The following is a 12208-nucleotide window of genomic DNA, read 5'->3' on the forward strand; positions in this document are numbered from 1 at the left end:
CTCCCTTGTGTGCCATGAGCACGAATAGAAGTCTGTACGCAATCTGTTCGCAAAATACCCCTGGACAACTACGCCTCTCTTCATAGAAGGATGACGACGAAAAACAAACAACGACGACATCTGTGCCGAAGCTTACAGCCCATTTCCTCTAGACTGGAAGCGGAGCCATTCACTTGGGACGCAACCTCTACATCCTCGCAGCCACACTCGGCATTCTCGCGCTGGTCTGCGGCATTTTGTCGTTCACCAATATCGCGCAGCAGCCCGGTTCGCCCGGCGATATCCGGCTTTGGCGCACCATGGGGCTCGGATTGCTGGTCGTCGCGCTGGCCGTGGCACTGGGGGGTATCCTGTCGTCGCTCTTTGAGCAGGCCGAGCGCCGCGACGCGGAACAGCGCCAGCAAAAGCGCCGCCACCGGTAGAATGGTTGATGGCGCTCAATCGCGCCTCGATTGGAGCTGCACCCATCATGTTTGAAGTCACGGTACAGGCCGGGTTTTCTTCGGGCCACTACCTTCGCAACTATCACGGCAAATGCGAAAACCCGCACGGCCACAACTACCGCGTGTTCGTCACCCTCGTCGGCTCAGAGCTCGATGAGGCCGGCATGCTGCTCGACTTCAAGCTGCTGAAGCAGGTCCTGCGCCCGACGGTCGAGTACCTGGACCATCAGATGATCAACGACCTCGAGCCCTTTACGACGCTCAACCCGTCGGCTGAAAATCTTGCGCGGTATTTCTTCGAGCAGACTGCCAGCCAGCTCCTCAACATGGCGCAGGGCCGAGTGCGGGTGAAGGATTGCACCGTCTATGAGACGGACACCAGCTTCGCGCGTTACTACGAATAACAATAGATTTTCGTTGTTGTCTTTAGCTTTTGCTTTTCTTGTTGTCATTCCCGAAGGGAATCTGCTTCCCGCTGTAGTAAGTGATTCAAGGAACCCCATGCATCTCATCGAGCTTTATAAATCGGTCCAGGGCGAGAGCTCTTTCGCAGGCGTTCCGTGCATCTTCGTGCGTCTGGCCGGCTGCAATCTACGCTGTGCGTGGTGCGACTCCGAGTACACCTTCACTGGTGGCAAGCCCTTTACGGCTGACGAGATCGTCGCGCAGATCGAAGCGCTACAGCCCTGCCCGCTGATCGAGTTCACCGGCGGTGAGCCGATGCTGCAGCAAAAAGAGCTGTTGCCGTTGATGCAGCGGCTACTCGACGCCAATTACACCTTGATGATGGAGACCAGCGGCGAACGCCCCCTGGCCGATGTGCCGAAGGCGGTGCACAAGATCGTCGATGTAAAGTGCCCGGGCGCAGGTTCGGCGGCGAACTCGTTCCACATGGCGAATCTCGAGGCGCTCACACTGCACGACGAGGTGAAGTTTGTGCTGAGCGACCGCGCGGACTACGAGTTTGCACGTGACTTTATCCGTACACACGCCTTAGAGACGAAGTGTGGCAGCATTCTGCTTTCGCCCGCTTTCAGCAAGGCTCCGAGTGAGCTGCGTACGACGGATAACGCGACGCTCGATCCGCGTTTTGTCGTGGAGTGGATGCTGGCCGATGGCCTGCCTGCCCGCTTGAGCCTGCAGATTCACAAGTACATCTGGGAGCCTCGCAAGAAGGGCGTGTAGCTGCTTTGTATGTTTTATCGTTTTTGACCCACCCAAAACTTGTCATCTCGACCGAAGGCGCGCTTTTGCGCCGTCCATTCGACTTCGCTCAGGACGGAGAGACCCGCAGTTTGTTTGCCCAAACGATATTGGCTGGGCAAGCAAACTGCGGGTCTCTCCACTACGCATGACATAAAGCCGTCATGCTTGCACCCCAGCGAACAAAAGACGTTCGCCTGGGGGGCCCGCGCTCCGGTCGAGATGACAAAAATTGGGGGTGGAGCGAGCTAAACCCCAGGTGAGAAACTACGCAGCCTGCTTCTCTGCGACGGCGTCGTCTTCATCCTCATCTTCGTCGTCAGAGTCCTCGTCTTCGTCCTCATCTTCATCGTCTTCATCTTCGTCTTCATCGTCCTCTTCGTCATCCTCATCCTCGGCGACTTCGGTCTCGTCTTCGTCTTCGAAGTCGTCCTCATCTTCCTCGGCGCTTGCGACGTTGAGGTTTTCGCTGGAGGCGAAGGCTGCGGCGTCCGATCCCGCAAAGCGTGGATCGTTTTCGAAGGTTGCGGTTGCATCATCGCCGGTCAGGGGGCGAAGGGTGGTAGTGCTATCTGTAGCAAGGTTGATGTATGCCATGCGTTTCTCTCCTTGGCGGCAGGAGTCTTTCCCACCTGCCGCCATTAGATACCGAGAGCCTCGTTTCGGTGGCTTCCGCAAGGCACATTTGATGAGCTATTAACGCAGGTCTTCGGGATCAACTGGCGAAGGGCGCCAGTTGCTGTTCGCTGGGCCGTTTTGTCGCCAGGCTTACGGCAAACAGGCAGATTAAAGAGGCCACCAGGGCAGGCAGAATGGCATCGCGCGCGGCGATTACCGGCGGCAGATGCGGCGTCAGCGAGTCCCACGCGACAGTGACCACGGTTCCGGCTGCGATGCTGGCCACCGCACCTGCCGCCGTCGCCCGTTTCCAGAAGAAGGCCGCCAGGATCACCGGCGTTAGCGCTGCTGAATAGATGGTGTAGGCGTAGAGCGACTTCTTCAGCACCGAGGTCGTGCCCAGCGATTGATACAGCGCCCAGAGGCCCAGCGCTACGACCATCAAACGGGACACCAGCAGAATCTGTTTGTTCGAGGCATCGCGCTTGATGTAACGCGCGAACACGTCGTTCACGAGATTGGTCGCAGGCGAAAACAGATAGTTGTTCGCCGTCGAAACCACCTTCGCAAAGATCGCTCCGACCAGCAGGGCTCCGAGTACTGCGAGCGCTTTAGAGCCACCGAAGCCATGAATAGCCGTGTAGGCAAGAATCTCGCGCGGACGGTCATGCACCTCGCCTGTGCGATACAGCGCCGAACCCACGATCGCAATTGCTACGATGATCGTCTCCAGAATGACCGTGCCGACGATCCATCCGCTCACTGCGCGGGTCGCGTCCTTCTCGCTCCTGGCGGAGAAGAACTTCTGGTACATCGACTGGTTGCCAAGCATCAGCAGGCAGGTCGGCAAAAACAACTCCAGCGCATTGATCGGGGTGAGATCGCCGAATACCTGGAAGTGCGTCGCAGGCAGCGTTGCGCGAACTCCCTTCCATCCGCCTGCAAGATGTACCAGCACCGGCAGCGCGGCAAGCATCGTGAACGTCGCCAGCAGTCCGATTACCACGTCCATGTAGGCGACGGAGCCCATGCCCGCAATCGCTGTGAACACGATCACGAAGCCCGCCAGGATATATTGCCCCTGAACGGCTGTGATGGAGGGAAAGATGAGATGCACGATATCGCCGCCGCCGATGAACTGATAGCTGGTGATGGCCGTGTAGGTGAACAGCACGGCGATGACGCCGAGCACGCGTGCCGTCTGGTTGTAGCGCGATTCCAGCAGGTCGGGAATGGTGAACTGCGCGAACTTTCTGGCGCGCGGCGCGATGAAGTAGATCAGCAGCAGACCGGCCCATCCGCCGCCGCCCTGCCAAAGCGCGGCGAAGCCATGCCTGTAGGCGTTCTCCGCGCCGCCGAGCAGAGAGCCTGAGCCGATCCAGCTGGAGAGCAGCGTAAATACCAGCACGAACGCGGGCAGGGAGCGTCCCGCGACGAGATAGTCGGCTTTGGTTTTTACTTTACCCAGACGTGCCAGCGAGACGCTGAGCAGTGTGATGACAATGATGCCGAGAACGATCGCGTAAAGATTCATGTACGTGCGCCAATTCTAGCGGAGACGCAGTCGTTTTCGCTTTTTGTTTTTTGCCGTCATCCTGAGCCGTAGGCGAAGGACCCCCGCATCTAGGGCTGCCACTCGTGTCTCCGGAGAGTAGGCTGAACTCAGCCAGCGGTGCATGCATAGACAGTGTTAGCTCCATCTGGCATCGTGCAGAATGCGGGGGTCCTTCGCGTACCGCTCAGGATGACGGCGAAAAGCTCCACCACAAACTATTTCCCCTCTCCGCGCGTATCTTTAATCATCTGCTTGCGCAGCACCTCTTCAGGAGTTCCACGAATGTCCCTGTTCCGCCTTGTTCCCCTAGCCGCTCTCTGCGGCTGTGCTGTCGTTGCTTCGGCCCAGACAGCGCCCATCGCACTCGCTGTCGATCTCACCGACGCCCCCCGCAAGATCCTTCACGCCACCGAGACCATCCCCGTACAGCCGGGCCCGATGACGCTGGTCTACCCGAAGTGGATTCCCGGTGAGCACGGCCCCACAGGCCCCATCGACAACCAGGCAGGCTTCGTCATCACGGCTAATGGACAGCCCGTGAAGTGGGAGCGCGACAAGGTTGATATGTACGCGTACCACATCACCGTTCCTGCGGGAGCTTCCAACCTCGACGTCAAGATGGACTTCCTCGCCACCGCCGCCGCGCAGGGCTTCTCTGCCGGGGCAAGCACCAGCGCCAACCTCGCGCTGCTGAGCTGGAACGAGCTGCTGGTATATCCGGACGGAGCCAAGGCCTCTGACGTGATGATTACGCCGTCCCTCAAGGTTCCCAGCGGCTGGAACTTCGGCACCGCACTGGAAGCGACCTCGAAGCCGCAAGGCAATAACATCGGCTTTAAGACCGTGTCTCTCGAGCAGCTCATCGACTCGCCCGTCCTTGCAGGCCGCTGGTTCCGCGAGATTCCGCTGGCTCCTGAGGTCAGCCCCAAGCACTTCCTCGATCTCGCCGGAGACGGCCCGGAGGACATCGACCTCTCGCAGGAGCACATCGACCAGTTCTCCAAGCTCGTTCGCGAGACCGGCGCACTCTACAAGTCGCGCCACTATGCCAGCTATCACTTCCTCGTCACGCTCAGCGATCAGGTCTCGCACTTCGGCCTGGAGCATCACCAGTCGTCCGACGACCGCGTCGGAGAGAAGACCTTTGTCGACGACAACCAGTTCATCGCCAACGGACTGCTGCTGCCGCATGAGTTCACGCACTCGTGGAACGGCAAGTACCGCCGCCCTGCGGGTCTGGCCACGGACAACTACCAGAAGCCGATGGAGGGCGATCTGCTCTGGGTCTATGAAGGTCTCACTGAGTATCTCGGCGACATCCTCGCCGCACGCTGCGGCATCTGGGCGCCGTCGGTCTATCGTGACCGCCTGGCCACCGTCGCCGGTTATCTCAACGATGCTCGTCCCGGCCGCACGTGGCGCGATCTGCAGGACACCGCGACCATGGCGCAGGTGCTCTACAGCACGGGCGGTTCCTACGATAACTTCCGCCGCGATACGGACTACTACGACGAGGGAGAGCTGCTCTGGCTCGAGATCGACCTCACCATTCGCGAGAAGACCAACGGCAAGAAAAACATCGACGACTTCACGGCGGCTTTTCACGGCTTTGGCGGGAACACCGGCCCGAAGGTCGTTCCCTACACCTTTGAGGATGTGGTGGCAGGCCTGAACGCTGTCGTGCCGAACGACTGGGCGGGCTTTCTGCATCAGCGTCTGGACTCGAATGAGTTCCATGCGCCGGAGGTTGCGGGCATCGCTGCGCTGAGCGGCTACAAGCTCACCTACACGGACAAGCAGAACTACTGGGAGCAGTTGACGGAGTCGCAGACCGGCACGGTGTACGCTCAGTTCTCGCTGGGCCTGCTGGTGGGCGGAGATGGCCGCGTGGGGGATGTGATCGTCGGCAGCCTTGCGGACAAGGCCGGTTTCGGCCCCGGCATGCATATCCTTGCGGTCAACGGACGTGCCTTTACGGGCGGCCTGCTGCATGCTGCGATCAAGGAAGCCACGGGCAAGGGTCCTGCGATCGAGTTCATCGTCGAAAATACGGGGTACTACAAGGTGATTCGTCTCGACTATCACGATGGCGAGAAGTATCCGCAGATGGAGCGTGTCAGCGGCACACCGGCACGGATGGATGACATTCTGCAACCGATGACGAAGTAATGCGAACCTGGGTGCCCCATCCTCGACGCGCGGCTTTATGCGCGGCAGGGTGGGGTATGGACGCTAAGCGAATCTCACAGATCTTCGAAGCGCGCTCTGCGTCGGGGGTATCGTTTGCGGTAGCAAACGACCGCTCTCCTCTATTCGGGCACGGTTGCCGCTACAAGCCAAAGGCGGTCGTGCTTCGTGCGATACCCCACCCTGCCGCGCAAAAAAACGCGCGTCGAGGATGGGGCACCCAGGCTATGGCCTTACAGCCTTATGCTGCCGAGAAACGATGAACTGTCGTGCTTCGCAATGGCGCATTCGGCTCAATACGCACCGAGGGGAACTCAGGCTGATTGGGCGAGTCCGGAAAGTGCTGGGTCTCGAGGCAGAAGCCTGAGCGCCTCTTGCCGCCTCGGCCCTGGAACGATCCATCGAGGAAGTTGCCGGAGTAGAACTGCACGCCGGGCTCGGTTGTGAACACCTGCATCGTCCTGCCTGAGACTGGCTCGGTGACCTCTGCCGCGAGCCTCAGAGGCTCTTCAGCACTTGCCAGCACGTGGTTATGGTCGTATCCACCCGCGAGCTGCACCTGTTCGTCGTCGCTGTCCCACCGCAGGCCGATCTCTTTCGGGGTGCGGAAGTCGAGCGGCGTGTTTTCAACCGGGCGAAGCTCACCGGTGGGAATCAGCGTGCTGTTGATCGGGGTGAAGCTCTCGGAGTTTAGCCTCAACACGTGGTGCGACAGGTCGCCCATGTCTCCAGTCAGGTTCCAGTAGGCATGGTTCGTCAGGTTCACAATGGTCGACTTATCGCAGGAAGCCTCGTAGTCCAGGCGCAGGCTGTTGTCTGTCAGCGTATAGCGCACCGTCACACGCAGCGTCCCCGGAAAGCCCATCTCGCCATCGGGGGAGACATAAGACATCTCCACGCCGTCAGGGACTTCCTTCGCCGCCCACACCTTGCGGTCGAAGCCGATAGGGCCGCCGTGCAGCGCGTTGGGGCCGTTGTTGAGCGGGATCTGATATTCCGTTCCATCGAGTGTGAACCGGCCGTTCGCAAGGCGGTTGCCGAGCCGGCCAATCGTTGCGCCGATGTAGGACGTATTGGTCAGATACGGCGCCAGTTCATCCGCGCCGAGCGAGATTTCCCCCATCCTGCCCTTGCGGTCGTGCGTGCGCACCGAGGTGAGCCGTGCGCCGTAGGTGGCGATGCTGGCCTCCACCTGCGCGTTGCGAAGGGTGAAGAGATGGACGGACTCTCCCTGGGGCGTCGTGCCCCAGGCGATGGATTGGACCTGTGTGATGGAAGACATATGTAAGCGACCTAAGCAGGGTACAGGTTTTCGTGATGAGTATCGAGAGATGAGTTTTGAGTTGCGAGAAAAAGCAGCCTCACTGTCAGTGTGAGGCTGCTTTGAAAACCCTTACTCGTGGCGATGCATCTTCCAGCCGAGATAGTTATTCGCCGCCTCGTACACAGGCCCCGCGACGGAGGCGAAGTTGGCTGCGACGTGGTGTTCGAAGCCGTTCTCGCAGATATAGCGCAGCAGCTTCTGCATGTGGGGGATTTCGACGACGCCGGCTCCGCCGAAGGTCTGCAGAGGATCGTCGGTGAAGCGGCCCTGGCCGACGTAGCCGGTGATCTGGCCCTGGAAGTCGTCGGTGGAGAAGCGCGCGAAGCTCATGTCGCCGGCCTTGACGGTACCGTCGAGCGTCCCATGCGCGTTCTCCTTGCCCACGGTGCCCGCGATGATGAGCTGGTAGTCCATCTTCACGCCTTCGCGGAAGAAGTGCTTGGGCAGGTTCGAGCAGTGGAAGCAGACGGCCTTGTCCGGGTTGTCGCCGTAGTTGTTGTTCCAGTCGAGCAGGGCCGAGGGCGTCTCGCTGGCCAGCGTGAGCGCGTACATCGAAAGCGTGCCGAGAATATCGACCTCGCAGGCCGAGGGGATGAGCTGCTCGCTCATCATCGACATCACGGTGCAGGGCACGATGCCGAGGTACTCTTCGATCGAAGTCCAGCACTGCACGGCACTGACCGTGAGTTCGGACGCCGCCATCCAGCCATCGATCACCGCGCCCAGCTTGGCCATCTTCATCAGTGCCGCTTCAGGCGTGTCGCCGATGGGAATGTACTTCTTGATGGCCGCGAGCTTGGCCTGCACGGCATCGTCATTGTCCTTCGACTTCTCGATGCGGCCCATGACCTCGCTCAGGTCGAGCGTCTCAACGGTGATGCCGGAGCGTTCGAGCAGCTTCTCCGAGTAGCGCACGGTGTTGAAGGCCGTAGGACGCGCGCCAATTGCGCCGAAGCGCACGTTCCTCAACCCGCGCACGATGCGGCAGACTGCGGCGAACCACTGCAGGTCGCTCTTGAACTCGGTCGAGTCCGGAGCCTCTGTGTGCAGCGTGGTCAGCGAGTACGGAATGCCGTACTGCTTCAGGTTGTTGCAGATCGACATCTTGCCGCAGAAGCTGTCGCGACGGAACGCGATGCCCATCTTGCCGGCGTGGTCGGGTGTGGCCTGGATGAGCACCGGGACCTGAAGATTCGCGAGCCGCAGTGCGTCGGCCAAGCCGCGCTCTTCGCCGAAGTTCGGCAGTGTGATGATGATGCCGTCGATCTCGGAAGCGTGCTTCTTGAACAGGGCCGCGCACTTCTTTGCATCCTCATAGGTCTCGACGGCGCCGTGTGCCGTCTCTTCCGGCGTCAGCACGATGGCCTTGATTCCCGCCGCTTCCAGCGCGGCGATCATCTCCAATCGTCCGCTTGTTGCCAGGTGGCCCGGAAAGAACCCACGGTTGCCCACCACTACGCCCATCGTCATCTGTCTGCCCATCATGTTCTCCGAAAAGTCTTTCTAAACTTTGTTAATCTATCGCCCCTACGCTGGTATGCGTTATACCTCCGGGCGAGCGAGGTGAATCGAAAGAAGCCGCCAAACGCCAGGAACGGCGCGCCTCTCTCAGGATGTCTGTCGATTACGTCACAGACTCACCGCGTAGAGTTCCGTCAGGCGCAGACGATAGTTTGCCATGGCCTGGCGGTAGGCCTCGCGCAGCTCTCTTCTCGGAGTCGCCGTGCCGCTCTCTTCCAGCCGGACGCAGCGGCCGGTGATCTCGGTGAAGCTCTGGGGGAGGCCGATGGAGTGGCTGTAGGCATGGACCGCCTGCATGGCCGCTCCGAGGCACCCGGCCTCGGCCTCAGCCGGGACGCGGATGGTGGCCCCGGTAACATCGGCCAGCAGTTGCCGCCACTCGGCGGACCGCGCTCCTCCGCCGATGACCAGGATCACCTCGGCCTGCTTGCCGTGGAGGATGAGTTCCAGGCCGTTCAGAACTCCAAAGCTGACGCCTTCGATAGCGGCACGAATGATATTTGCAGGGGTGAAGTTATTGGCGGTGAGTCCGACGAGGGAACCCTGCGCCTGCGGAAGATCGGGGGTTCGCTCACCGTTCAGGAACGGGAGAAAGCACAGGCCCTCACTGCCGGGTTGCGTCGAAGCCAGTGCAGGCTCGATGTCCGCGACCGTCTTGCCCAGCACGGTCAATGTCTGTGTCACGACGTTCGTCGCGTTCATCGTGCAGACCAAGGGAAGCCAGCCGCCGGAGGAAGAGCAGAACGGCGCAACGTTGCCGGTGGGATCGAGCACAGGCTGTTCGGTGTAGGAATACACCGTCGAGGACGTGCCCAGGCTGAGCGTGACGACGCCCTCGCGGACGTTGCCCGTGCCGATCGCACCCATCATGTTGTCGCCGCCGCCGGTCGAGACGAGGCACGTCTGCGGCAGGCCAAGCTGCGCGGCTACTTCTTCACGAAGTGTTCCGACTGATTGCTCGGAGGTGAGGAGTTCCGGCAGTGCGCGATAGAGCTGTCCGCTGCCGCCATCGATCTCGTCCAGTACTTCCCTGGCCCATTGGCGCGTGCGGACATCGAAGAAGGCCGTGCCGGAGGCGTCGCCGTACTCCGCGCAGAGCCTGCCGGTCAGCCAGAAGTTCAGATACTCGTGCGGCAAAAGAATATGGCGGACGCGGGCGAAGTTCTCCGGCTCGTGCTCCTTCAGCCAAAGCAGCTTCGACACGGTGTAGCCTGTGAGCGGCACGATGCCGAAGCGCTGGAAACAGGCCTCTTTGCCGCCGAGGCGTTCGATCAGCTCAGCGTTCTGGGGTGTGGTCTCAGTATCGTTCCAGAGTTTGGCCGGGCGAATGACCTGAAGGTCTGCATCCAGCACCACCAGGCCATGCTGCTGACCGGAGACGCCAAGGGCGAGGACGTCGGCGGTGGGGACTCCGGCCAACGCCTGTTTCACGGAGTCGCACATAGCATCTACCCACCACTGTGGGTCCTGCTCGCGTGCGCCGTTCGGGCGTTCGATGAGCGCATGCGCGGCATAGCCTCTGCCTAGAGGATTGCCGTTCTCGTCCATGAGAAGCGCCTTGGTGCCCTGCGTGCCGCAATCAATTCCGAGATACATCAACTGTCCTTGCCCTAATGAATAGCAAACGATAACTATTTTTCGTGTCTCGAAATTATGTTAGAGGTGGGGTCCTTGTCAAGGCAAAGGGTATGCGATGACAGGGCAATCGCGTTTAAATCCCCGGACAGGAAAGACCGTAAGGGCAGACTATCGCAAGGAGATACAGATGGAGAAATAGAGGTGGAGACGAGTCTGAGTCTAAACCCCTCTGGGGCTTAGATCGGTGGTGATTCCGACGGGTACGCCTGACACTTGCGCTCGTAGTGAAAATCAAACGCGATTGCTTTACGTGCCATGAAACCGTGTCGCCAAGGGTATGACGTTCCCCCTGGCTTATTTCTTCTTCCGGGCAGTTTTGGCCGGGCGCTTCCTCGCTCGCACAGGGTGCGTGGAGCGATGGTAGCCGGCGTGCCGATGCAGCAGCATGGCGGAGGCGCCGCTGAGCCGGGCGAGATAGCCGTCCCCGGCGATGGCCAGGCGTGGAGCGGGCTTTACCAGCATGGTCGCCTGCAGCTCCTGCTCTACGGTCGGGCCGAACTTGTCCCAGCAGGAGGTGATCTCTCCGGTAATGAGGATGAGCTCCGGCGAGAGCGCGGCGGTAATCAGGCGCAGTCCCTGCCCCAGTGATTTCGCCTGCCGGAAGACTGCCTTCTCGGCAGCGGCTTCTCCCTCTTCCGCCATGCGCAGGAGTTCCTGGATATTGCAGCTTGGAGCTTTGGGGGCCAGCTCCTTGTAGATACGGAGTGCTGCGCGCGAGGAGGCAAAGATCTCCCAGCAGCCGCGCTGGCCGCAACCGCAGACCGGACCTGAGGAGTCGACGGGGATGTGGCCGAACTCTCCGGCAAGGCCGTTGAACCCGGATTGAAGCTGCCCTCCGGCGAAGATGGACGTGCCGACGCCTTCGGATATAGCCACGAGGACGGCATTTTTCACGCCTTGAAGGCGGCCGTTCCAGAGCTCCGAGGCGAGGCAGGCGTTGGCGTCGTTGTCGAGCTCTACTTGCAGACCGAGACCGGCTTCGAGCGCCCCTTTGAGGTCGAAGTCATGCCACTTGAGGTTGGGGGCCATCAGGATGCGCTGCGTGACGGGGTGAACGCGTCCCGGGACGCTTACGCCGACACCTTCAAACGACTTGTCGGCGTGCTGCTTGCGCAGTTGCTGCATTCTGTCCACGATGCGGGCGATGGCCGCAGTGGGGTCCGATAACAGCATGACTGTCTCATGCGCGAGAAAGCGTCCGCTGAGGTCGATGATGGCCACGATGGCCCGGTCGGGACGAAGGTCCAGGGCCAGTGTTACGAGGTCGGAGTTGACCGAGAGCATGGTCGACGGACGGCCGCGTGCTCCCTGTACTACGGCACCTTCCTTGATCCACTTTTCTTCGAGCAACTGCTCGACGATGGCGGAGATGGTGCTTGGCTGCAGGCCGGAGAGGCGCGAAAGATCGACGCGTGAGACCGGCTGACGAAAGCGGATGAACTCGAGAACGATATCCCGGTTGATGTCGCGCGCTATCTCACTGGAGGCTGATTGCGCGGAGGAGAGATCGATGTTGCGGACCCCATGAGATCTTCCGGATACATATTGCCTGGCCGCCGATTCGGCGATGCGCTTCTTGCTCATGGTGGTCACAATCATACGACACGCGAAAAAATGCTTGCAGCATCCCAAACCGCGTGAAGTGCGTCCTAGTGTTCTGAGTCGTTCGTTCAATGCCGTTTCAATGGCTGATAAACTTTACCCCGGAACACCCCTGTC

General features: G+C 60.5%; 10 protein-coding genes. 4 read left to right on the plus strand and 6 right to left on the minus strand.

All coding sequences use genetic code 11. The features are described from left to right. Positions 1–173: 173 nt before the first annotated feature. The 3 genes from HDF15_RS06390 (at position 174) to HDF15_RS06400 (ending at position 1628) form a co-directional block, all read left to right on the plus strand. Positions 174–422 carry a hypothetical protein gene (locus HDF15_RS06390; protein ID WP_184253856.1) on the plus strand — a complete coding sequence of 83 codons (249 nt, stop codon included), beginning with the start codon at positions 174–176 and terminating at the stop codon, positions 420–422. A 47-nt stretch (positions 423–469) separates the two neighbouring features. After that, a complete protein-coding gene (gene queD, locus HDF15_RS06395; RefSeq protein WP_014267958.1) occupies positions 470–847 on the plus strand; it encodes a 6-carboxytetrahydropterin synthase QueD in 378 nt (125 codons plus the stop codon). Positions 848–944: 97 nt separating this feature from the next. Further along, entirely contained in the window at positions 945–1628 is a 684-nt protein-coding gene (locus HDF15_RS06400) for a radical SAM protein (protein WP_184253857.1), read from the plus strand. Positions 1629–1913: 285 nt separating this feature from the next. On the opposite strand, the gene HDF15_RS06405 is transcribed toward HDF15_RS06400, so the two are convergent. Both HDF15_RS06405 and HDF15_RS06410 read right to left on the minus strand, forming a co-directional pair. Next, positions 1914–2243 carry a hypothetical protein gene (locus HDF15_RS06405; RefSeq protein ID WP_184253858.1) on the minus strand — a complete coding sequence of 110 codons (330 nt, stop codon included), beginning with the start codon at positions 2241–2243 and terminating at the stop codon, positions 1914–1916. 118 nt (positions 2244–2361) lie between these two features. Next, on the minus strand, positions 2362–3798 hold the full coding sequence (locus HDF15_RS06410) for a sodium:solute symporter (RefSeq protein ID WP_184253859.1): 1437 nt from the start codon (positions 3796–3798) through the stop codon (positions 2362–2364). 303 nt (positions 3799–4101) lie between these two features. On the opposite strand from HDF15_RS06410, the gene HDF15_RS06415 reads away from it, so the two are divergent. Continuing rightward, complete coding sequence (locus HDF15_RS06415) at positions 4102–5988, plus strand: M61 family metallopeptidase (RefSeq protein ID WP_184253860.1); 1887 nt, start codon at positions 4102–4104, stop codon at positions 5986–5988. Between the two features lie 259 nt (positions 5989–6247). Here the strand turns inward: HDF15_RS06415 and HDF15_RS06420 are convergent, their stop codons facing one another. From HDF15_RS06420 to HDF15_RS06435, 4 genes are all read right to left on the minus strand, one after another. Continuing rightward, on the minus strand, positions 6248–7288 hold the full coding sequence (locus HDF15_RS06420) for an aldose epimerase family protein (RefSeq protein WP_184253862.1): 1041 nt from the start codon (positions 7286–7288) through the stop codon (positions 6248–6250). Positions 7289–7399: 111 nt separating this feature from the next. Next, positions 7400–8812, minus strand: coding sequence for an L-fucose/L-arabinose isomerase family protein (locus HDF15_RS06425; protein WP_184254366.1), 1413 nt, complete (start codon positions 8810–8812; stop codon positions 7400–7402). 147 nt (positions 8813–8959) lie between these two features. After that, positions 8960–10447: a xylulokinase gene (gene xylB / locus HDF15_RS06430; RefSeq protein ID WP_184253864.1), complete on the minus strand. Its 1488-nt coding sequence runs from the start codon at positions 10445–10447 to the stop codon at positions 8960–8962. Between the two features lie 336 nt (positions 10448–10783). After that, positions 10784–12073, minus strand: a complete 1290-nt coding sequence (locus HDF15_RS06435) for an ROK family protein (protein WP_260330891.1) — start codon at positions 12071–12073, stop codon at positions 10784–10786. Between the last annotated feature and the right edge of the window lie 135 nt (positions 12074–12208).

Origin of the sequence: Granulicella mallensis (assembly GCF_014203225.1) — a bacterium.
GTDB lineage: Bacteria > Acidobacteriota > Terriglobia > Terriglobales > Acidobacteriaceae > Granulicella > Granulicella mallensis_A.

Excerpts from the sequence above, each read along its gene's own strand:
- queD (WP_014267958.1), top strand. The coding sequence starts at position 470 with ATGTTTGAAGTCACGGTACAGGCCGGGTTTTCTTCGGGCCACTACCTT.
- HDF15_RS06420 (WP_184253862.1), bottom strand. The coding sequence starts at position 7,288 with ATGTCTTCCATCACACAGGTCCAATCCATCGCCTGGGGCACGACGCCC.
- HDF15_RS06415 (WP_184253860.1), top strand. The coding sequence starts at position 4,102 with ATGTCCCTGTTCCGCCTTGTTCCCCTAGCCGCTCTCTGCGGCTGTGCT.
- HDF15_RS06425 (WP_184254366.1), bottom strand. The coding sequence starts at position 8,812 with ATGGGCAGACAGATGACGATGGGCGTAGTGGTGGGCAACCGTGGGTTC.
- HDF15_RS06400 (WP_184253857.1), top strand. The coding sequence starts at position 945 with ATGCATCTCATCGAGCTTTATAAATCGGTCCAGGGCGAGAGCTCTTTC.
- HDF15_RS06405 (WP_184253858.1), bottom strand. The coding sequence starts at position 2,243 with ATGGCATACATCAACCTTGCTACAGATAGCACTACCACCCTTCGCCCC.
- xylB (WP_184253864.1), bottom strand. The coding sequence starts at position 10,447 with ATGTATCTCGGAATTGATTGCGGCACGCAGGGCACCAAGGCGCTTCTC.
- HDF15_RS06435 (WP_260330891.1), bottom strand. The coding sequence starts at position 12,073 with ATGAGCAAGAAGCGCATCGCCGAATCGGCGGCCAGGCAATATGTATCC.
- HDF15_RS06410 (WP_184253859.1), bottom strand. The coding sequence starts at position 3,798 with ATGAATCTTTACGCGATCGTTCTCGGCATCATTGTCATCACACTGCTC.